Source organism: Mycetohabitans sp. B2 (assembly GCF_021733735.1).
Taxonomy (GTDB): Bacteria; Pseudomonadota; Gammaproteobacteria; order Burkholderiales; family Burkholderiaceae; genus Mycetohabitans; species Mycetohabitans rhizoxinica.
Map to the genome: position 1 here is coordinate 102,894 of NZ_JAHKSP010000082.1, position 20,957 is coordinate 123,850.

General features: G+C 63.3%; 13 protein-coding genes and 6 pseudogenes. 13 read left to right on the forward strand and 6 right to left on the reverse strand.

What is annotated here, in order from left to right; translation table 11 throughout:
- The first annotated feature begins 46 nt into the window (after positions 1-46).
- Positions 47-841, forward strand: coding sequence for a 5'-methylthioadenosine/adenosylhomocysteine nucleosidase (locus tag KPG66_RS16530; RefSeq protein WP_237071556.1), 795 nt, complete (start codon positions 47-49; stop codon positions 839-841).
- Positions 842-1,426: 585 nt separating this feature from the next.
- Here the strand turns inward: KPG66_RS16530 and KPG66_RS16535 are convergent.
- Positions 1,427-1,930 (reverse strand): Fur family transcriptional regulator, encoded by a 504-nt coding sequence (locus KPG66_RS16535; RefSeq protein WP_013429005.1) that lies wholly within the window; start codon positions 1,928-1,930, stop codon positions 1,427-1,429.
- A 10-nt stretch (positions 1,931-1,940) separates the two neighbouring features.
- Complete coding sequence (locus KPG66_RS16540; RefSeq protein ID WP_442929464.1) at positions 1,941-4,397, reverse strand: heavy metal translocating P-type ATPase; 2,457 nt, start codon at positions 4,395-4,397, stop codon at positions 1,941-1,943.
- Between KPG66_RS16540 and KPG66_RS16545 the strand changes: the two genes are divergently transcribed.
- Positions 4,335-4,643, forward strand: a complete 309-nt coding sequence (locus KPG66_RS16545) for a hypothetical protein (RefSeq protein ID WP_237071557.1) — start codon at positions 4,335-4,337, stop codon at positions 4,641-4,643. The two genes, KPG66_RS16540 and KPG66_RS16545, sit on opposite strands and share 63 nt — an antisense overlap.
- Positions 4,644-4,800: 157 nt before the next feature.
- On the opposite strand, the pseudogene KPG66_RS16550 reads toward KPG66_RS16545, so the two are convergent.
- A pseudogene (locus tag KPG66_RS16550) lies at positions 4,801-5,733 on the reverse strand (LysR family transcriptional regulator); the annotation flags it as partial.
- A 150-nt stretch (positions 5,734-5,883) separates the two neighbouring features.
- Between KPG66_RS16550 and KPG66_RS16555 the strand changes: the two are divergent.
- From KPG66_RS16555 to KPG66_RS16565, 3 genes and pseudogenes are all read left to right on the forward strand, one after another.
- On the forward strand, positions 5,884-6,819 hold the full coding sequence (locus KPG66_RS16555; RefSeq protein ID WP_237071559.1) for an alpha/beta hydrolase: 936 nt from the start codon (positions 5,884-5,886) through the stop codon (positions 6,817-6,819).
- Positions 6,816-7,097, forward strand: a pseudogene (locus tag KPG66_RS16560) (acriflavin resistance protein); the annotation flags it as partial. The gene KPG66_RS16555 and the pseudogene KPG66_RS16560, both read left to right, overlap by 4 nt.
- A 142-nt stretch (positions 7,098-7,239) precedes the next feature.
- Positions 7,240-8,809, forward strand: a pseudogene (locus KPG66_RS16565) (efflux RND transporter permease subunit).
- A gap of 544 nt (positions 8,810-9,353) precedes the next feature.
- Here the strand turns inward: KPG66_RS16565 and KPG66_RS16575 are convergent.
- From KPG66_RS16575 to KPG66_RS16585, 3 genes are all read right to left on the reverse strand, one after another.
- Positions 9,354-9,587, reverse strand: coding sequence for a hypothetical protein (locus KPG66_RS16575; protein WP_013429014.1), 234 nt, complete (start codon positions 9,585-9,587; stop codon positions 9,354-9,356).
- Between the two features lie 104 nt (positions 9,588-9,691).
- Positions 9,692-10,945, reverse strand: a complete 1,254-nt coding sequence (locus KPG66_RS16580; protein ID WP_336886368.1) for a glycosyltransferase — start codon at positions 10,943-10,945, stop codon at positions 9,692-9,694.
- Positions 10,946-11,511: 566 nt separating this feature from the next.
- Positions 11,512-13,557 (reverse strand): sigma-54-dependent Fis family transcriptional regulator, encoded by a 2,046-nt coding sequence (locus KPG66_RS16585; protein WP_237071561.1) that lies wholly within the window; start codon positions 13,555-13,557, stop codon positions 11,512-11,514.
- A 477-nt stretch (positions 13,558-14,034) separates the two neighbouring features.
- Between KPG66_RS16585 and KPG66_RS16590 the strand changes: the two genes are divergently transcribed.
- From KPG66_RS16590 to KPG66_RS16625, 8 genes and pseudogenes are all read left to right on the forward strand, one after another.
- A complete protein-coding gene (locus KPG66_RS16590) occupies positions 14,035-15,096 on the forward strand; it encodes an ATP-NAD kinase family protein (RefSeq protein ID WP_013429020.1) in 1,062 nt (353 codons plus the stop codon).
- A 27-nt stretch (positions 15,097-15,123) separates the two neighbouring features.
- Positions 15,124-16,107, forward strand: a complete 984-nt coding sequence (locus KPG66_RS16595) for a thiamine pyrophosphate-dependent dehydrogenase E1 component subunit alpha (protein WP_237071562.1) — start codon at positions 15,124-15,126, stop codon at positions 16,105-16,107.
- 132 nt (positions 16,108-16,239) lie between these two features.
- Complete coding sequence (locus KPG66_RS16600) at positions 16,240-17,244, forward strand: alpha-ketoacid dehydrogenase subunit beta (protein WP_237071563.1); 1,005 nt, start codon at positions 16,240-16,242, stop codon at positions 17,242-17,244.
- Between the two features lie 3 nt (positions 17,245-17,247).
- Complete coding sequence (locus KPG66_RS16605) at positions 17,248-18,360, forward strand: acetoin dehydrogenase dihydrolipoyllysine-residue acetyltransferase subunit (protein ID WP_237071564.1); 1,113 nt, start codon at positions 17,248-17,250, stop codon at positions 18,358-18,360.
- A 2-nt stretch (positions 18,361-18,362) separates the two neighbouring features.
- Positions 18,363-19,346: a lipoyl synthase gene (gene lipA, locus KPG66_RS16610; RefSeq protein ID WP_237071565.1), complete on the forward strand. Its 984-nt coding sequence runs from the start codon at positions 18,363-18,365 to the stop codon at positions 19,344-19,346.
- A gap of 273 nt (positions 19,347-19,619) precedes the next feature.
- Positions 19,620-20,503 (forward strand): annotated as a pseudogene (locus tag KPG66_RS16615) (PDDEXK nuclease domain-containing protein); the annotation flags it as partial.
- A 50-nt stretch (positions 20,504-20,553) separates the two neighbouring features.
- Positions 20,554-20,613 (forward strand): annotated as a pseudogene (locus tag KPG66_RS18140) (hypothetical protein); the annotation flags it as partial.
- Between the two features lie 34 nt (positions 20,614-20,647).
- Positions 20,648-20,956 (forward strand): annotated as a pseudogene (locus KPG66_RS16625) (nitrate reductase); the annotation flags it as partial.
- Between the last annotated feature and the right edge of the window lies 1 nt (position 20,957).

The following is a 20,957-nucleotide window of genomic DNA, read 5'->3' on the forward strand; positions in this document are numbered from 1 at the left end:
CGGCCGTGCCCGGATTGGCCGGTGCAAGCAACGTCCCTTCCGACCTATGAATACAGTACAAGAATCGAACGTTCGTCCGCTCGGCATCATGGCCGCGTTGCCGGAGGAAATCGCCCCCCTAATCGACGAAATGCGTGCCGCACCGGACTGGCGTACGGTGACGCTTGGTCGTCGCGAATACGCGCTCGGCACGCTGCGCGGCATGCCGTGCGTGATGACGCTGGCGCGCGTGGGCAAGGTGGCCGCGGCGACCACCGCAACCGCGCTGATCCACCAATTTGGTGTTGACGCTATTATTTTTACCGGGGTCGCGGGTGGTGTCGCGCGGCAGGTGCGGGTGGGCGATATCGTCATCGCGGATGCGCTGATGCAGCATGACCTGGACGCATCGCCGCTGTTTCCGCGATTCGAAGTGCCGTTGCTTGGCGTGTCCCGCTTTGGCACCGACGACAGCTTGTCGAACGCGCTCGCAGTGGCCGCGGCCTCGTTTGTGCGCGCCCACGCCATGGAACTCGTCCAGCGCTACCGTGGTGTGATCGACGACGTACCGCGTGTGCACCGGGGGCTCGTGGTCAGTGGCGACCGGTTCATCGCCGACCATGCCGCACGCGAAGCCGTGCTGGCGGCCGCGCCGGATGCGTTGGCGGTTGAGATGGAAGGGGCCGCGCTGGCGCAAGTTTGCCACGAGTACGACGTGCGCTGTGCGGTGGTCCGCACGATCTCGGACGCCGCTGATGCACACGCCGCGGTGTCGTTCTCGACGTTTCTCGCTGAGGTGGCGAGCGCGTATTCGGCCGGCGTATTGCAGCGTTTCCTTGCGCAGCCTCGGGGGCACCAATAGTGGTCGCGACGCGGTGCCGTTCCACGTAGGCCGGCGGTCTTCGGGGTGGTGCCGGCCCGTTGAGCTTGGGGCCCGTCATACGAGGGTTAAGCCCGGCGTTGGTGCGGTAACGTACGAGGAGTTATGCCATTGCAATGGCGCTTGATCGGATCTTACGGCTAAGGCCGTTGGCGTCGTACCGCAAGTCCCGCCAGCTGGCGGGAGCGGGGTTAGACGTTGGTCATGCTTCGCATCTCAGGCCGGCGCTTCCGGATTCGAGCACCCTCCTGAAGTCATTTATCGAGGCTTTTGCGCGATGCTGCGATAAGGTAGGACGCCGGATCGTCAAAGCGTAGTAATACTGAATACTGAATCGCGTTAGATGGCGTGATGCGTTATTCGGTACCCCAACAAACGCACCGCGTGGCCACACGAGTTGACAAAGTCGTGTGGCCTAACGCTTTGCACCCGCCCGATGCCCGACTACGCGGAACGCACGCGTAGCCCGGCGCGCCATCTGCGATTCACTGTTGAACCGTGGAAAGTTCTATCAGGCAACGAGCGGCCGGTTGACGGCCCGATCCTTGGTCCCAAAGCCGCTTTACGCTACACAGCCTTTTCCGTGCACTCCGCGCACAAGCCCTTGAGTTCGAGTTCTCCTCGGGCGAGCGTGAAGCCGGTGGATTCAATCTTGTCCACCAATGCGTGATGAACGCCCGGCGCATCGATTTCCGCGACTGCGCCGCAGGACTGGCAGACAATCAGGATGCCGTGTCGACAGTGCGTCAGGTCATGGCATACCGCGAACGCGTTGATCGACTCAATCCGATGCACCAACCCCACGGACTGCAGGAAATCGAGCGCGCGATAGACAGTCGGCGGCGCGGCGCCCGGATGAATCTTGCGCATTTCGTCAAGCAGCGTGTAGGCCTTGGTGGCGCGGCCGGATTGCAGCAGCAACGACAGGACTTTCTGGCGCAGCGGCGTCAGCGATTCGCCGCGCTCCTGGCAGTACGCCTGCGCGAGCTGCAACGCCTGCGTGACATCGGCCACCGGCGGACCGGCCTGTGCCGCGAGGGCAGCGAGCGTGCGGGATGGAGTGTTGAGCATGCCAATGATTTTACATGGGCCGGCGCGCCCGTGCGGCGCTGCCGCGCCAGCGCCGCAGCAGTAACGCGTTGCCCACCACGCTTACGCTGGACAGTGCCATCGCCGCGCCCGCGATCATCGGATTGAGCCACCCGAGCGCGGCCAATGGCACGCCGACGACGTTGTAGACGAAAGCCCAGAATAGATTCTGCCAGATCTTGCGATATGTGCGTCGCGACAGGTCCAGTGCGTCGGCCACCAGTGCGGGATCGTCACGCATCAGCGTGATGCCGGCGGCGTGCATCGCGACGTCCGTGCCACTGCCGATCGCGATGCCCAGGTCGGCGGTGGCCAGTGCCGGCGCATCGTTGACACCGTCGCCGACCATCGCCACCACATTGCCTTGTTCGCGCAATCGCGCGATCATCGCGGCCTTGTCCTGTGGCGACATGTCTGCGTGCACTTCGGCGATGCCAACCGCCGAGGCGAGCGCCGCTGCGCTGCCACCGTTGTCGCCCGTCATTAGCAGGGTGCGCATGCCCGATGCGGCGAGCCGGGCGAGCGCCGCTTGGGCCGATGGCCTGACCGTGTCGCCGAACGCGATCAATGCCAGTGGGGCAGGCGATGGCGCCACGCGCACCAGCCACGATACGGTGTTGCCGACCTGCTGCAACGCGTCCGAACGCGCCTGCAGCGCCGCGTCGGGCGTGATGCGAAGCTCGCGCAGCCATCGCGTGCTGCCGATACCAAAGATCGCGTCGCCGATCGTTGCCTGGATGCCGCGGCCCGCGATGGCGCGGGTATCGCGCGCCTCGGCAGTAGCCACCTGCCGCTGCTGCGCCAGGGCAACGATTGCGCGCGCCAGCGGATGTTCGCTGTGCTGCTGCACGCCGGCGGCAATCGACAGCGCGTCCTCGTCTGTGCCCTCTAATGCATCGAAGGCCACGACCACGGGCTTGCCGTCGGTCAACGTGCCGGTCTTATCGAGCGCGATGACGTTAACTCGATGGGCAAGCTCCAGCGTCTCGGCGTCCTTGATCAGCATGCCATGTCGTGCTGCGACGCCGGTGCCGGCAAGGATGGCGGTTGGCGTCGCAAGCCCGAGCGAACAAGGGCAGGCGATCACCAATACGGCGACTGCGTTCAGGATCGCGTGCTGGACCGGTGCGCCGGCGAGCAACCAGCCGCACAGCGTGACCAGTGCAATCGCGATGATGGCCGGCACGAACACGGCGCTGACTCGATCCACCAGTCGCTGGATCGGCGCCTTGGCGGCCTGCGCGGTTTCGACCAACTGGATAATCTGCGCCAGCATCGTTTGCGCGCCGATCCCCGTTGTCTCAATCACGACCGCGCCTTCGCCGTTCAGCGAGCCGGCGTGCACCGTGTCGCCTTCGTCTTTCGCCACGGGAAGGCTCTCACCGCTCAACATGGCTTCGTTCGCGTGCGTGCGGCCGCCGACGATGCGGCCATCGACCGGGAATCGCTCGCCGGGACGCACGATCACTTGCATGCCGACGCGTACGTCGGACAGGGGTAGCTCACGTTCGGTGCCGTCGCTGCGCACGCGGGCCGTATCGGGCCGCAGCGCGTTCAGCGCGCGGATCGCGGCGGTGGTCTGTCGCTTGGCGCGGGTTTCGAGCCACTTGCCGAACAGCACCAGCGTGATGACGACGGCGGATGCCTCGAAATAGAGGGGGGCTCCGCCATGGGGATGGGTCGCCCATTGGTAGAGAGACAACCCATAAGCGGCCGATGTGCCGAGCGCGACAAGCAGGTCCATGTTGCCGGACAGCGCTCGCACGGCCTTATAACCGGATCGGTAGAAGCGCGCGCCGAGCACGAACTGGATCACGGTCGCCAGCACGGCTTGCAGCAGGATCGGCACGCTCGGCGCTCCGTGGCCACTGGCTGCCTGCATGTCCGAGATCGGCTCGCCGGACGGCGCACCGCCCGCCAGCATGTTGATCATGGGCGCCAGCAAGGGCAGTGTCAGCAACGCGGAAGCGATCACCGCCGCTAGCGGCTGCGCTGCGTTCTCGTGTGGAGCCGCAACGGGCGTCTCGGGCGTTGGGTGTGCGTCATAACCAGCCTTCTTGACGGCGGCGACGAGTGTTGGAACCGCCACATTGGGCCCAGCCGTGACTGATGCCCGCTCGGTCGCCAGATTGACGGTCACATGGGATACCCCCGGCACCTTGCCGAGTGCGCGCTCGACACGCGTCACGCAGGAGGCACATGTCATGCCTTCGATATCCAGCGATGTCGTGTAGTCCAGCGATGTCGTGTAGGTCGGAGAAGCTTTCATCATGTCGGGCACGATACAAGATGGATGCAGTATTAGCCTTCCCATGATGGGAGGGTCAAGGTCCCACGACGACGCAACGCCACGGAGGCTCACGACCGCACGGCATCCCACGACGACATGGCAACTCACCACGGCACGGCGATTTGCCATGCACGACAGCACGACCACTACGATGCCCATCCCGGGTCCGGCGATGCGATCGAAGGGGCCACCGTCGGTCGATACGGCACCCAGGGCGGCGTGCTCAGGGCCCAATCGTCAAGCAATGAGAACGCATCGAGCGGGTTCGATGATGTATCGGGCATCGTGCTGATCCGTTACTCCGCTGGTTGCGTGTTCGGTATGCTATGGCGTGTGAGTCGCGTGTCACCCGACTGTGCGCAACGCATCGCAATCGCGCGCCCGACCCGCCCGACGTCGGGATAACTGTTTCGGTTCAGTGCGGGCAACGTGCCGTCGTTGTATGCTGCGACGGCCATCGCGGCGGGCTGCCGCGATGGTAGGGCTATAGTACCAACTCGCCCTCGTTCTCTCCGATCTCGGCCCGATGCGCCGGTTGCGCGCCCACCGTGGCCACCGTTGGCGCGCAACGCTTCTCCGCGTCCTCCTGGCCGGATAGTAGCGGGCAACGCTCAAACATTTCGGCTATCCAATCGACGAACACCCGCACCTTCGGCGACAAGTGCCGGTTATGCGGGTAAACCACGGAGATCGGCATCGGCTGAGTCTTCCACTGCGGGAGCACTTCCTTTAACTGCCCCGACTGAAGATATGGCAGTGCCATGAACCGAGCCGGCTGGATCATGCCGAAGCCGTTGATGCCGCAGTTCAGATAGACATCCGCATCATTAACCGCGACCGCGCCCTTCATCTTCACGGTCACTGGCTTGCCATCGACGAGAAAATCCCAGCCGATGATCCGGCCGGTGCGGCTTGAGAAGTAGTTGACCGCGTAATGGTTCTCTAACTCTTCCAGCGTGCGCGGCTCGCCGTGTCGTTTCAAGTACTCGGGGCTGGCGCAAGTCACGCCCTGGAACACACCGACCCGGCGCGCGACGAGCGTTGAGTCCTGCAGTGTGCCGACGCGGATCACCGCGTCGATGCCTTCCTGGATCAAGTCCACTGGCTTGTCGCCAAGCCCGACCATCAATTCAATGCCCGGGTAGCGAGTATGGAATTCACACAGCCGTGGCAGTACCACCAACCTGCCGATCGAGCTCGGCATGTCCACGCGCAACTTGCCGCGCGGATTGCGCGCGCCTTCATGAAACAATTGTTCCGTCTCGGCGATATCGGCAAGAATGCGCACACATCTTTCGTAGTACGCGGCGCCGTCCGGTGTCAGATTCAATCGCCGTGTCGTACGTTGCAGCAGTCGCACGCCAAGAAACGCTTCGAGATTCTGAATGATCGTTGTGACCGACGCGCGGGGCATGTCCAGCGTGTCGGCGGCGCGCGAAAAGCTGTTGCTTTCGACGACCCGAGTAAACACTTGCATGGCTTGTAGACGGTCCATTTCGCTCACCGTGGTTAGCTTTGCAGCGTCGGCGCGAAGCCAAACCGATTGTTCGGTTGCGCTGAATTGTGTTGCCGGATTATAGGCATTTATCTGGCACTGCGTCGCCACGAGAATTCGCATCACTGCAATTGACCAGAGAGGCGCAGGATGCGCCAGTGCGATTGGGGCGATACACCCTACGAAATCAAAATTACCGGCCATGCGCGCGAGATCGCGTTGCGCATCTACCGGCCTGTGCAGGCGTCGATAGACGCCGGCAATCAGGCCGATAGCGTCGAGCCGTCACGGCGCGCAGCGCGAGCGCGGGCCGCGGCGCGTCAATCGCCGCGCTTGGTGCCGGTGGTGCTGTATTTCCATGGTGGCCTGTTTACGCGCGGATCGCTCGATGACGCCGATGCGACCGCGGTGGTGCTCGCGCGCGTACCTGCGCTGGTCGTGTCGGTCGACTATTCGTTAGCACCCGCGTACCCGTTCCCGGCTGCGCTGGAGGATGCGTACCACGCCGCGTGCTGGATCGCCGAGCGCGCGCACGAATTCGGTGCGGACAGGCACCGCCTCGGCGTGGCTGGGCATGATGCGGGCGGCAACCTCGCGACGTGCCTATGTGCGATGGCCCGCGATCGCGGCGGCGTATCGATTGCCGCGCAAGTATTGCTGGCGCCGTTGCTCGATCCAAGCATGACGCGCGTGGCCGATGCGCGGCGCGTGATCTCCGATGTGGATGTTAGTGAGTGCGCGCAATGCTACCGCGCTTATCTGCCGCATGCGTTACAGCGACTGCATCCGTATGCGGCTCCACTCGAATCGCGCCGCCTGCATCGATTGCCACCGGTGCTCATCGCCAGCGCCGAGCATGATGTGCTTCACGTGGAAGCCGAGAAATATGCCGGCGAACTGATCAATGTCGGCGTGCCGACCCAGGTCACTCGCTTTGCAAGCGTATCGCACACGGCGCTGGCGACGCACCCGCCGGCCTTGACCGAGGCCGTGGCGTTTTTCCGGCATCGGCTGGCCTGTGTGCCGGACGATGCCCTCAAGCAACTCGACCCATTGCACAAAGTCAACAGAGGAAGCTCGAAATGATAATGATCCGCAACCCGCGCCACCGGCATCTGCTGCTTGCGTTCGCAGCGCTGGCCGTCATCGGCGACCTGGGCGTCGTGATGGCGCTGCGTGACAATCCGGCTTTGCAAGCCAGGGCCGCTAACGCGCCCAGCGCGCCGGAGGTTGACGTTGCACCGGTGGTGGCCAGGACGATCACCGACTGGCAGTCGTACTCGGGCCGTCTCGAGGCCATCGAAAAGGTGGACATCCGTCCGCTCGTGTCCGGCACGATCGTCGCCGTGCACTTCAGGGACGGCCGCAAGACGGCTTGCGCGTGATTACCAAGGGGCTCAAGCCCGGCGAGCGCATCGTCGTGAACGGACTGCAGCGGGTGCGTCCTGGCGAGCCAGTGAAGGTCAATGCCGTGCAGATGATGGGCTGATGTAAAAGGAAATCAGCGTGAATATTTCAAAGTTCTTTATCGACCGGCCGATCTTCGCCGGGGTGCTGTCGGTGTTGGTGTTGCTGGCCGGCGTGATTGCACTGTTCCAGCTGCCCATTTCCGAGTATCCGGAGGTCGTACCGCCGTCGGTGATCGTGCATGCGCAGTATCCGGGCGCGAACCCGAAGGTGATTGCCGAGACGGTGGCCTCGCCGCTGGAGGAGCAGATCAACGGTGTCGAGAACATGCTGTACATGCAGTCGCAGGCCAATAGTGACGGCAACATGGCCACGACCGTGACTTTCAAGCTCGGCACCGATCCGGATAAGGCACAGCAGCTCGTGCAGAATCGAGTATCGCAAGCGTTGCCACGATTGCCCGAGGATGTGCAGCGGCTCGGGGTGACCACGGTCAAGAGTTCGCCGACGTTGACGATGGTCGTGCACCTAATCTCGCCGAACGACCGCTACGACATGACGTATTTGCGCAACTACGCGCTGATCAATGTCAAGGACCGGCTGGAGCGGATCCAGGGCGTCGGCCAGGTGCAATTGTGGGGTTCGGGCGACTATTCGATGCGTGTGTGGCTCGATCCGCAAAAGGTCGCGCAGCGCGGCATGGCCGCGAGCGACGTGATCAACGCGATTCGCGAGCAGAACGTGCAGGTCGCCGCCGGCGTGGTTGGCGCCTCGCCGTCGTTGCCCGGCGCGCCGTTGCAGCTGTCGGTCAACGCGCAGGGTCGGCTGCAGACTGAAGAGCAGTTCGGCGACATCGTGCTAAAGACCATCGCCTGATGGCGGTGTGACGCACCTGCGAGACGTGGCGCGTGTGGAGCTGGGTGCCTCCGAGTACGGGCTGCGTGCATTGCTTGACAACAAGCCCGCGGTTGCGATCGCAATCAACCAGTCGCCGGGGGCGAATTCGCTGGCGATCTCCGAGCAGGTGCGCAGAACGATGGCCGAACTCAAGGCCGATATGCCGCCGGGGGTCGAATATCGCATCGTCTATGACCCGACGCAGTTCGTGCGCGCCAGCATCAACGCGGTCGTACACACGCTGCTCGAGGCGATCGCGCTGGTCGTGATCGTGGTGATTGTGTTCCTGCAGACCTGGCGGGCGTCCATCATTCCGTTGATTGCGGTGCCGGTGTCGATCGTCGGCACGGTGGTGCCCGGCGCGGGCCTGATGGAGGATGTGCTGATGCCGGTCGCCGATGTGGACCGTGACAACCGCCCGCTATCGGGAAGGAACGGCTACGTGATGCATTTCACGCGCAACCCATTACCCGTCTCGGCCGGCGGCTGGACGCTCGTCGCGGAGCCGTTGGATGACGACGGCACCGGCGGCGACGCGCGTAGGCCGGGGTGGCGCAACCGCCATGTCGTGCTGACCAACCGCGACCATCTAGTGCGCAACCGAGATGGCTCGATTGACATCACCGTGCAGCCGACCGCGCCGGCGCGCCCCGCCACAGCGAACTGGCTCGTATCGCCGACTGGCCGTTTCAGGATGGTCATGCGGATCTATGGTCCGAATACGGTGATGCACCGCTTGAACTGGCGGCCGCCGGTATTGGATCGCCAGTAGCCAAGCCCGTGTCGCGAGAGTGGCCCGACTTGCCGGTGGCGTGAAGGTGCGCTGGGCCGCCGGTCACTCCGGTCACGTCATCGGACTTTTATAAGGTATTCAGTCGCTATCTGATACCTGCGTCGGCTCATGGCCTATCCCGGCTGGCATGCGGATCGGCTGTGCTTGACCGCTATTTGTAGGAGTCGTTTACGTAGATCGTGCGATGACGGGTTGCTCTGCGTTTAGCATGCTTGCCGACAACATCGTCACTTGCTGAAACCGGCGTGCCCCTCGTGAACCCGTGGGACGCACCGAAGTAATCGTGTGAGTTTGCCCGGCCAACAGGCGTGCGTTTCGATCAACAGCAGCGATGGCGAATATCCTGTAGCCGGCCGCGTTTGCATTGCCGCCAATGCTCCCGCCCGACGCAGTGCAGCCGGCCTACGTGTCTCGCGCTCGTCGGTGACGCCAAGGTGGCACTCGATCGCCGGTAGCGTTAGGTCGGCCTTCGATCCGCCGTCGTGCGAGCCGGCTCGTGGCACCGCTATGGCTGAACGTCACCTTATGCCGCTTTGAGCCGGTGCTGTGTATCAATCCACAATTTTCCCCAGCGCAATGCGTACGCGGTAGCCTGTTCGGCCTCGAAAAAATAGTCGAGTGCCTCGAAGTGCTCCACGTGCGCCTGTGCGCCATGCTGCTGGCCTTCGAGGTCGAGATTGGCGGCATACAGACCATTGCCCAGCGGCTCTGCGCTGGGCAATATCGTGTAGCCCTTGTAACTGCGGCATATCCCCATGGGTATCTTGCAAGCTAGCGTGACACCTATAGCATACGCCGGACAAAACTGGCCGCGAACGAATCAATAGCGCGATTGATACGAAGACGGCTGTTCGACGCTAGTCAGGCTGCTCCGGCAGTCGGCACGGCGCGTCTGGATGCGAGGATCGTGTCGACGTACGCCTTCAGCCTCGCGTTGCTTGCGTCGATGCCGTAATGCTGTGCTCGTTGGCGAGCGCGTTCGGTGAGCCCAGCGCGCAGCGCAGGGTCGGTTAGCACCGTGCGCATCGCGTCCACCATCGCGTCCACGTCCCCGACCGGAACGAGGATACCCGCACGGCCGCCATCGAGGATCTCGCTGGGCCCGGTCGGGCAGTCGGTCGCGATAATCGGCCTACCCAGCGCGAGGCCTTCGAGCAGCACCATCGGCATGCCTTCGGAGCGTGAACTCAGGACCTGGAGCGTCGCGCCAGCGATCACTGGATGCGGGTTGTTCAATTGACCGGTGAAGTGTACGCGCTCGCTGATGCTCAGCTCGCGCGCCAATTGCTCGAGTTCGGCGCGAAACGCCCCGTCGCCCACGATCACCAAATGCTCGCGTACGGCGTGTGCCGTCACCAGACGTTGGTACGCGCGCAACAGCGTACGATGGTCCTTATAAATTTCATCGAGGCGGGCTACCGAGACGATATAGGGCTCGTCAGGTATTGACGCGCTGCCGGCCTGATGGGACGCGCGTTCGCGGATCGCCGCGATATCGATCGCATTGGGCAGCAGCAGCAGCGGAGGTAGCCGCGAGCCGAACATTGCCCGTGCTTCGTCGGCCATTTGCTCGTTCAGCGCCGCAATCCGGTCGTAGGCTTGATATTGTTTCAGCAAGCGCCGGATCTTGCGGAGCCGGCCACCAAGTCGCGCATTGAAGCTGAAGTGATTGACTCCGAGCCATCCGACGCCATATCGCCCTGCAATGCGGCGCAGCGACATATCGAAATCGACGATCAAATGATGCTCGCGCGCAAGATGGGCGATGCGCTGCGACACATAACGGCGCACGACAACCGTATTGAAGATGTCGCGCGCGACGCGTTCGAGCTTGCTGCGCTTGTGCAGATGTCGTCGTGTTTGGAAAAAATCCAGCCATCCGCGATCGACCAGCGTCTCGATGCGCACGTCGGCCGGGATCGACGCGCGAAAGCGGTGTTCCAGCGCAGCTGACGTGAACATGACTGATAGCGTCACATCGAAATGCTTGCGATCGAAGACGCGTAACCACTGGATTATTGCACTTTCAATGCCGCCGTCGTTGAACTCGGTGATGTGGAAAATAATCCGGGTGCGCTGTGCCGTGTCGGCTTCCCTTGACGATAATTGATTCATGAGCAACATGTGGTAAAAATGGCTACGACGACTCGACGACGCGTTAATGGCGTGAGGCGTACCCGTAACCGCAAAGTGTTATACCACAGTCCAATGGGGGCCCTTTTCACTCGCGCGCGAGCGCTCATGCTGCAGCAGTGCAAAACTTTATGCGCACAAAGCTTGTGTGGAGCCCCGTGATCGATGGTGATGCCGATGATGGATGTTCGAAAGCGCCGATGGACGTGCGTAATCGGCTTGCGGCGGAGAGGATGGCTATGCAACGCCGGTCCGTCCCAGTCGAAATCATGTCCATGCGAAGAGCGGGCATTGCGGGCCAAAGCGTGAGCGACAATACGGCGCCGAGTAGCGGTGCAACCAAACAGCGGTGCCACCAAGAAATAGGCGTCGGCGCAAGTCGTACCCAGGCTGCGCAATGCGACGACGCATAGCACTAGGTTGACGCCGTACCTGGCAAAGCCTGTCAGCGCGCGGCGGCGACTCAGCACAAGCATGCCAGTCGCCCGGCGAGGCGCGCGAGGCAGACGCCCGGCTAAATGACAGGATACCGCACGGTCTATGTGGCACTATGCGGCCGGCAGCCGGTGGGGTGGGACGATGCCCAGCTTAGCGATGCGTCGGTACAGCGTCGCGCGCGATATGCCGAGTGCCTGCGCCGCCGGAATGGGGCGCCACTGGTTCCGCGTCAGCGCAGCGACGATACGTTCGCGCTCGTCGGTCAGCGATTCGAGCGCCACCGGTGGCGTCGCCGGTGAGCCCAGCTCGGCTGCAATTTCGGCCGGCAGATGGCGCCATTCGACCCGGTTTGTGTCGGCCACGGCGCATGCGTAGCGCAGTGCGTGGCGCAGTTGCCGCACATTGCCGGGCCACGGATGATGGCACAGGCGTTCGAGCACCGCGGCGTCAAGCACCAGTCTATGCGGCACGGCACGCGCTTCGTCGTCAAAAACGGCCTGTATCAGCGCCCGAATGTCGATACGTTCGCGAAGCGGCGGCAGCCGTAGTACCGCACCGCTGAGGCGGTAGTACAGATCCTCGCGGAACGTGCCTTGCGCGACCATTGCGCCCAGGTCGCGGTGTGTCGCGCAAATCACGTTCACGTCGACGCGGGTCGCCGTCTCGGCGCCCAACGGTAATACCTCGCCGTCGGCCAGTACACGCAGCAGCCGTGTTTGCAGCAACAGCGGCATGTCGCCGATCTCGTCTAGGAACAGCGTGCCGCCATGCGCGAGCGCGATCTTGCCGCGCGTGCCTTTGCTGCGTGCGCCCGTGAACGCGCCGGCCGCATACCCAAACAACTCACTTTCGATCAGCGACTCCGGCAGCGCACCGCAGTTGACCGCCACGAAGGGTTGCTGGCATCGGATGCCCGACTCATGAATCGCGCGTGCGAAGACTTCTTTGCCGCAGCCGCTTTCCCCGAGAATCAGGATCGGCAGGCGTCGCTCCGCGACGCGCAGCGCAATGCTCGCCGCCTGGGCAACCCGCCGGTCCTGGCTCTGTGCGAAAGCCTCCAGTGGCCCAGCACCGGCTGGTGTATTGGACAACCGACCGGATGGCATACTGAATAGGCCCGGCGCCCGACCATCGTGCAGCGGCGTGCCGCGCAACGGTGGCGCAAGCTGTGCTGGCGCCGCTGGCTCGGCAACACGCGCTGGGGTCGAGGCGCCCGCCGCGTGGCCGCGCCGTTGCGGTCTACGGATTCGCGCATACAGGATCGTACCTGACGCGCACAGTCGCAACGGCAGCACGTCATGCAGGTTTGATGCATCAAGCATGCGCGCAAGTGGCACGTCGAACAAGTCAGCCAGGTGGCTAGGGGCGCTGCCGGTGAGCCCTGGAATGGTCTCGCGGGCGTGGGCGTTGGCCGCAACGAGGTTGCCGTTCTCGTCGAACGCGATTAGCACCTCCGGCCGCGCCTCGACGAAGTGCCGGCTGCTGTGGCCAAATAGGATCCAATGATGGGGGGTCTGGTTCAGGAAGTAGGCGTCCTCGATCAATCGTGCACTTTGTTGTACTAATTGATAGACCAATCCCTGGCTGTCGCGATTGTCCGGCGAGCGGATCGCCGACGCATCGAGCACGCCAATCAGCGCCCCGTCCGGAGCGAAGATCGGCGACGCGCTGCACGTCAGCGTGGTGAACGCGGCGCGGAAATGATCCGTCTTATGCACGGTAATCGGCGCCAGGTCGGCAAGCACGTTAGCGATACCGCACGTGCCTTCCTCCTGCTCAGACCAGCACGATCCGATGTGTAAGCCCGCGTGCTTGAAGTCTGCGCGACGATCGCGGTCGATCCGATAGTCGATCGTTACGCCATGTGCATTAGTTAGTAATACGCAATAGTCTGCGATCCGGACCGCCTCATGCAGCTTGGATAAGCACTGGCCCGATGCACGCAAAAATGCTTCTTCGCGCTCGCGCAACTCGCGCAGTTCGCTGGCGGTGACGACGCGCGGCCCCACGCGCGAGGATGGATCGAGCCGGTACCGCTCGAGCGAACGTTGCCAAGACGAAACGAGGCGCGCCGATTCGTTGTCAAGTGGTGCGTTGCGGCCTTCGATCGCGCTGCGCACGCGTTCGATGTGCTGGCTGAATGAGACGTACGGCATCGCGAACCCCCGGCAAAGAACCTGCAGTTTGAGCCGTTTGTAGCACATTCATCGCCCTTGGCACACGTTGCACTGCAACACGCCGCATCGTGAGACGATCGTCTCACGATGCGGCGTCCTTCGTCTCACGTTTATCCAGGCGTGCCGCGCTCGCGCGTCAGCCCGCACCGCCCCCGTCGCAGCGGACTTGTCCCAACTTGACGCCGTTACGCTGTGCCGCACGTCGATGCGCGCATGCGCATACGGGCGGCGACGCTTTGAGACGGCTAGGTAGAGACGCACAGCGTAGCGCCACCGCGCGTGCAGTTTCTTCGTATTGGCCGCGCAGCCCCACTGCAATGGGGCTGCGCGGCCGGTGTGAACGTGGCTCGCTTATATTGGCATGCACATTGCAGTGACAACGCACGTAAGCAACATGTCCGCTCAGGCTCATGAGCAGCGACGCCGGGCGGCAACGCCGGGCAAGGAGACAACGCCGTGTCAAGCACCGTTCCGGCAGTCGGTATCATCGCCAATCCTGCATCCGGCCGCGATATTCGTCGCCTGACCTCGCATGCGTCGGTGTTCCCGACCGCCGAAAAAGCGAACATGGTGGTCCGGCTATTTGCAGGGCTGGGTGCGTTGGGCGTGCGTCGCGTATTGACGTTGCGGGACAAAACGGGTGTCGCGGCGCTCGTGTTGCGCGCTGTGCAGGCGCATGCGGCCCTGAGTGGACGCGAGCGGTGGCCGCAGGTGGAGTTCGCCGACCTGCCGATGACGCAGAGCGTAGCCGACACGCATGCGGGGGTGGCGTACATGGTCGAGCGCGGCGTGTCGCTGATCGCCGTGCTAGGTGGCGATGGCACCCATCGCGCGGTGGCGATGCATTGCCGCGATGTGCCGCTGCTCACGCTGTCCACCGGTACAAATAACAGCTTCCCGGATCTGCGCGAGGCGACCGTGGCGGGCCTGGCCGGTGCCCTGGTCGCGACCGGCTCGGTTCCCCCGGACGCGGCGCTGTCGCGCAACAAACGCCTCGTGGTGCGTTGTGTGTCCGGGCGCAAGTGTGGACATGAGGAGATTGCGTTGGTTGACCTATGCGTGAGCCGGCAGCGCTTCATCGGCGCGCGTGCGCTATCCGATCCGTCCGATATTCACGCGTTATTCCTGACCTTCGCTGCTGCCGACGCCATTGGCCTGTCGTCGATTGGCGCCGCGTGGGCGCCGGTAGCCCGCACTGCGCCGCATGGCTTGCAAATGACATTTGCCGATGCGCCGCTGACTGGCGTGCCGCTGGTTGCGCCCATCGCGCCGGGCCAAATCGGCACCGTGTGGATGACTGACTGTGAGCGGTTGGAGGTCGGCCAGCAGGTCATGCTCGACGTCGGTTACGGCACGTTGGCGCTCGACGGCGAGCGCGAGATCGAAATTGAGAAAGGCGAAACCTATGTCGTTTCGCTCGACTGGGCGGGGCCGCTGACGGTCGATGTCGAGCGAACCCTGCGTTTCAGCGCGGCGCGTCAATTCCTGCGTGAACGCGCAGCAGCGTTGTTCAACTAGCACGATCTACCCATAGGAGGCACAACCATGTCCATATCGGGCCAGCTTACCCGCGAGACATTGCTCGACGCGTACCGGTCGATGCGTACGATTCGCGAGTTCGAAGAGCGTTTGCACGTTGAATTTGCGACCGGTGAAATACCGGGCTTCGTTCACCTTTATGCGGGCGAGGAAGCGTCCGCAGTCGGTACGATGATGCACCTGAACGACATCGATTATGTGGCGACGACGCACCGTGGCCACGGTCATTGCATTGCCAAGGGCGTCGACGTGCACGGCATGATGGCTGAGATCTACGGCCGCCGCACTGGCGTTTGTCGGGGCAAAGGTGGCTCGATGCACATCGCCGACCTATCGCACGGCATGTTGGGCGCGAACGGCATCGTTGGCGCGGGCGCGCCGCTAGTGTGCGGCGCCGCGCTGGCGGCCAAGTTCAAGAAGACCGGCGGTGTTGGCGTGTGCTTCTTCGGTGACGGCGCGTCCAATCAGGGTGTGATCTTCGAATCGATGAACCTGGCCTCGGTCTGGCGGCTGCCGGCCATTTTTGTGGCTGAGAACAATGGGTACGCTGAAGCGACATCGGCATCGTGGTCCGTCGCGGCCGACAACATTGCCGACCGCGCCAACGGCTTCGGCATGCCCGGCGTGATCGTGGACGGATTCGATTTTTTCGCCGTGTATGAGGCGCTGGGCGAAGCCATCAGCCGCGCTCGCAACGGCGGCGGCCCGACGCTGGTCGAGGTCAAGTTGACGCGCTACTACGGGCACTTCGAGGGTGACGCGCAGACGTACCGGGAACCAGGCGAAGTGCAGAAGGCCCGAGAAGAAAAGGACTGCTTAAAGCATTTTGAGCAGCGCGTGGTACGCAGCGAGCTGGTCCGGGCGGATGAGCTACGCGCGATCGATGAACGTGTCAAGGCGCTGATCGACGACGCGGTGCGCAGTGCGAAGGCCGCTCCGTTGCCGACCGAAGCAGACTTGCTGAGCGACGTCTACGTCGCTTATCCGTGAGGTGGACGTAATGGATGCGATGCGAAGCGGGACGATGCCCCGTCAGACGTCGCGGCGCGATGTGAGAAGTGACGTGCGGCGCGCGCGCGCCGCGCTCCGATCCAATTCGAAACTAGCTACCAGGAGGCGGGGATGGCCAGGAAGATCACTTATCAACAAGCCATAAACGAGGCGTTGAGCCAAGAGATGGCGCGCGACGAAAACGTCATCGTGATGGGTGAGGACAATGCCGGCGGCGCGGGCTCATCCGGCGAGCAGGATGCGTGGGGTGGCGTGCTCGGGGTGACCAAGGGGCTGTTCCATCGGTACCCTGGGCGGGTGCTCGACACACCGCTGTCCGAGGGCGGGTTCATTGGCGCGGCGGTCGGCGCTGCGGCGTGCGGCATGCGGCCGGTCGTCGAACTGATGTTCATTGACTTCATGGGGGTGTGCTTCGACCAGATATTCAATCAGGCGGCCAAGTTCCGCTACATGTTTGGCGGCAAGGCGCTCACCCCGGTGGTGATCCGCACGATGCAAGGTGCGGGACTGCGTGCCGCCGCCCAACACTCGCAAATGCTCACGTCGCTGTTCACGCATGTGCCCGGGCTGAAGGTGGTATGTCCGTCCACGCCCTATGACGCGAAAGGGCTGCTGATCCAGTCGATCCGCGATGACGACCCGGTGATTTTCTGCGAGCACAAGCTGTTGTACAGCCAAGAAGGGGACGTGCCGGAAGAGTCTTATGCGATTCCGTTTGGCGAGGCCAACGTGGTGCGCGACGGCGACGATGCGACGATCATCACCTATGGACGGATGGTGCACCAGTCGGTGGAGGCGGCCAGCACGCTAGCTAGGCAAGGCATCGACGTCGAAGTGATCGACTTACGCACGACGTCGCCGCTGGACGAGGAAACGATCCTGGAGAGCGCGTCGCGTACTGGTCGGGTCGTGGTCGTCGATGAAGCCAACCCTCGTTGCTCGGTGGCGACCGACATTGCCGCGCTCATCGCGCAGCGCGCATTCAAATCGCTCAAGGCGCAGATCGAGCTGGTCACCGCGCCGCATACGCCTACCCCGTTTGCCGGCGTGCTTGAGGACATGTACATCCCGTCGCCCGAAAAGATCGCGGCGGCCGTTACCAAGGTAAGGAGCTGATCGATGCCGATCCACATGATTAAGATGCCCAAATGGGGGCTGTCGATGGAGCAGGGCCAGGTCAACGGGTGGCTCAAGCAGATTGGCGACAAGGTGTCCAAGGGCGATGAACTGCTTGACGTGGAGACAGAGAAAATTTCGTCCGGCGTGGAATGTGCTTTTGACGGCGTGCTGCGCCGGCAAATTGCCGTCGAAGGCGAAACGCTACCGATCGGCGCCTTGTTGGCGGTGGTGGCTGATGCCGACGTGAGCGATGCCCAAATTGACGAAGCTGTCGCGGCGTTCCAGCGCGATTTCGTACCGGCCGCGGCCGATGCGGCTGACACGGGACCGCAGCCGCACAAGCGCATCGTCGGCTCGCATACGATCCGCTACTTGAAGCAGGGCGATGGCGGCGTTCCAGTGTTGCTAATCCATGGGTTCGGTGGTGATCTGAACAATTGGCTGTTCAACCACGCCGAGTTGGCGACGCGCCGCGCGGTATGGGCGTTGGACCTGCCGGGGCACGGGGAGTCGAGCAAGCCACTGCAAGCCGGTACATTGGACGAGCTTGCCCAGTATGTGACCGCGTTCATGCGCGAAGAGGGAATTGAGCGTGCGCACCTGGTGGGGCATTCAATGGGCGGCGCCGTTGCGCTGCAGATCGCCAGCTTGGAGCCGCAGCGAGTCGCGTCGCTGGCACTGATCGCCAGCGCCGGGTTGGGCCGCGAGATCGACGCGGATTACATTGACGGGTTCGTTGCCGGCATCAGCCGCAATACGCTCAAGCCACACCTGCTGAAGCTGTTCGCGGATCCCGCGCTGGTTACCCGTCAATTGGTCGAGGACATGGTCAAGTACAAGCGTCTGGACGGCGTGAACGAGACGCTTGCCAAGATCGCTGCGGCGACGTTCGGTGATGGTGTCCAGCGGCACGTGTACCGTGACCAGCTCGCCGAGCTGGCGCCGCGCACGTTGGTGCTCTGGGGCAGCGAGGATCGCATCATTCCGGCGCTGCACGCCCAGGGGCTGCCTGCGGGCGTGCAGTCGCACGTCATTGAAGGCAAGGGGCACATGGTGCAGATGGAGGCGGCTGCCGAGGTCAACCAAGTGTTGAACGCATTCTTCGGAGACTGACGATGGGAACGGTGACGCCGTACCGGAGCCTGACCGCGCTCGGGCAGCGCGGCGCGCGCAGTCACGACAAGCTCGCTCGCATCCCGGTGAAGGTCGTGCATCCGGACGGTGCGCCGTTGCCCAAGCCGGCATGGCTGCGGGCGCGGCCGATGATGAGCGAGGCCGTCGCACACGTGGCCGCGGTGCTGCGCGAGCACGGCTTGCACTCGGTATGTGAGGAAGCGATGTGCCCGAACATCGGCGAGTGCTTTACCCAACGCAGCGCGACGTTCATGGTGATGGGCGGCATTTGCACGCGCCGGTGCCCGTTTTGTGACGTCGCCCATGGCCGGCCACCGCCGCTGGATGAGCAGGAGCCGGCGAGATTGGCCGATGCAGCGGCCGTGCTCGGTTTGCGCTACGTCGTCGTGACCTCGGTAGATCGCGACGACTTGCGCGATGGCGGCGCGGAGCACTTCGCGCGCTGCGTGCAGGTATTGCGCGCACGCGTGCCGGGCGTTGGCGTGGAAATTCTGACGCCGGATTTCCGCGGCAGGACGCATCGGGCACTGGATGCACTGTCAATATCGTGGCCGGATGTGTTTAACCACAACATCGAAACCGTTCCTTCGCTGTATCGTGTCGCGCGGCCGGGCGCCGATTATGCCGGATCGCTGGCGTTGCTCGCCCAGGTTAAGATGCGTAACCCGGCGCTGCTGACTAAGTCAGGCCTAATGCTCGGCCTCGGCGAGCGTGACGACGAGGTTATGGCGACGCTGCGGGACTTGCGCCGGCACGGCGTGGACATCATCACGCTCGGGCAGTATCTGGCACCGTCGCCGGGGCATTTGCCGGTGAAGCGCTACGTGAGTCCCGTGGCGTTCGACGCGTTGCGCACGACGGCGATGGAGCTCGGTTTTCGGCAGGTGATCGCCGGGCCGTTGGTGCGCTCCTCGTACCACGCGGCGCAAACCGTGCAGGGCGTCGAACGAGTCGACGCTATCTAGCGCAGCGCTGACTGTCGCTGGCGCGTAATCGGATCCTCGATATTGCACCAGTATCGTCGCGCTGGTGGGCTGCGCAAACTGTTGCATTGTTGCCGATGGCCAGCGGGATGTTGTCGGCGCACACCACGGCGGCAAGCCGTCATGGGACGATACCGTACGTCACTAGCAGGCGTACGATGGCGCCGGCACGGGGCGACCACAGTTTCGGTCTGTCGGTTCCGGCTTGCTTCGATGCGGTTCGGCCGCCAGTGCTGCTGGCATGTCTGAGCAGAAATGGGCATCGACACTTATACCGGATTGCACCGGGAAATCGTCAGCGTGATTGAATCCGCGCGCCTGACTGCGGCACGCAGCGTTAATGCGGCGATGACGGCTGCTTATTGGGAGATCGGTCGGCGCGTCGTCACGGTGGAGCAGCGTGGCGCCGAAAGGGCGACGTATGGGCAGGCGTTGCTGACGCGGAAAAAAGCCAGACATCGTCTGGCAAATCCCTGCTGGCTGCGTCCGGCACGGCGTCGTCCCCGCAGTTTGCGCAACTGGCCGCGCGTTTCGCGCTGCCGTGGTCCGCGTATGTGCGCCTGTTGTCGGTCAAGTCGCCCGCTGCGCGAGCATTCTATGAGAGCGAGGCATTGCGCCAGGGGGGGTCGGTGCGGCAACTGGATCGGCAGATCAGCAGCCAGCTGTATGAGCGGCTTGCGCTATCACGCAACAAGGTCGCGCTGCTCGACAAGACGGGAAAGCCGCACCCGGAAGACGAGCCGACGCCTGAAGAAGCGATCCGCGACCCGTTCGTGCTCGAGTTCCTTGACCTGAAGGACGAGTATTCCGAATCGGATCTCGAACAGGCGTTGATTCAGCATTTGGCGGATTTCCTACTCGAATTGGGCGATGATTTCGCCTTCGTCGGGCGGCAGCACCGTCTTCGGATTGACGATAGCTGGTTTAGGATCGACTTGCTGTTCTTCCATCGGCGCCTCAAGTGCCTGATCGTCATCGACTTGAAGGTTGGCCGGTTCACGTATGCTGACGCCGGTCAAATGCACATGTACTTAAACTACGCGCGTGAGCATTGGATGAGACCCGGCGAGAACCCACCGGTTGGATTGATACTGTGCGCGCAAAAGGGCGCTGCCGAGGCTGAACCGCCCCCCGAAGGTTGGACATTCTTTCGGGGTGTTTCTTGGGCAAATATACAGAGCAGGCCAAGTTGGCAGCCGTCGAAGACTACTGCACCGGCCATCACGGACTAAAGGTCGTCGCTCAACGTCACGGCGTGAACGTTGAATCGCTACGCAGATGGTCTGCGCTTTACCGCGTACATGCGCGCGCGTCACATGGACGGCGAGGAGGCACCCGACTTGCTCGAGCAAGTGGACCTGACGCGCGCCCAAGTCGAGGACATGTACCACTACATAGCGATCGCCAATTATGAGGACCGCTTCGTGATCCCGAGTACGCATCGCGAATATGCGGAGAATGCATTTGACCTGCGTTCATCGTGTGGCTTCTCGTTCGGCAACGGCTGTTCGGGTGGAGCGAGCGACACGAACCTGTTCGGACTCAAGCGTCCGGGCAACGGTAAGGCCATTCCGATTCGCGCGGAGCATTGAG

What these genes read in the sequence shown, in the direction of transcription:
- KPG66_RS16540 (WP_442929464.1), bottom strand. Translation starts at nt 4,397, where the DNA reads ATGGGCATCGTAGTGGTCGTGCTGTCGTGCATGGCAAATCGCCGTGCC.
- KPG66_RS16605 (WP_237071564.1), top strand. Translation starts at nt 17,248, where the DNA reads ATGCCGATCCACATGATTAAGATGCCCAAATGGGGGCTGTCGATGGAG.
- KPG66_RS16600 (WP_237071563.1), top strand. Translation starts at nt 16,240, where the DNA reads ATGGCCAGGAAGATCACTTATCAACAAGCCATAAACGAGGCGTTGAGC.
- KPG66_RS16555 (WP_237071559.1), top strand. Translation starts at nt 5,884, where the DNA reads ATGCGCCAGTGCGATTGGGGCGATACACCCTACGAAATCAAAATTACC.
- KPG66_RS16545 (WP_237071557.1), top strand. Translation starts at nt 4,335, where the DNA reads ATGGCAACTCACCACGGCACGGCGATTTGCCATGCACGACAGCACGAC.
- lipA (WP_237071565.1), top strand. Translation starts at nt 18,363, where the DNA reads ATGGGAACGGTGACGCCGTACCGGAGCCTGACCGCGCTCGGGCAGCGC.
- KPG66_RS16585 (WP_237071561.1), bottom strand. Translation starts at nt 13,557, where the DNA reads ATGCCGTACGTCTCATTCAGCCAGCACATCGAACGCGTGCGCAGCGCG.
- KPG66_RS16535 (WP_013429005.1), bottom strand. Translation starts at nt 1,930, where the DNA reads ATGCTCAACACTCCATCCCGCACGCTCGCTGCCCTCGCGGCACAGGCC.
- KPG66_RS16575 (WP_013429014.1), bottom strand. Translation starts at nt 9,587, where the DNA reads ATGGGGATATGCCGCAGTTACAAGGGCTACACGATATTGCCCAGCGCA.
- KPG66_RS16595 (WP_237071562.1), top strand. Translation starts at nt 15,124, where the DNA reads ATGTCCATATCGGGCCAGCTTACCCGCGAGACATTGCTCGACGCGTAC.
- KPG66_RS16580 (WP_336886368.1), bottom strand. Translation starts at nt 10,945, where the DNA reads ATGAATCAATTATCGTCAAGGGAAGCCGACACGGCACAGCGCACCCGG.
- KPG66_RS16530 (WP_237071556.1), top strand. Translation starts at nt 47, where the DNA reads ATGAATACAGTACAAGAATCGAACGTTCGTCCGCTCGGCATCATGGCC.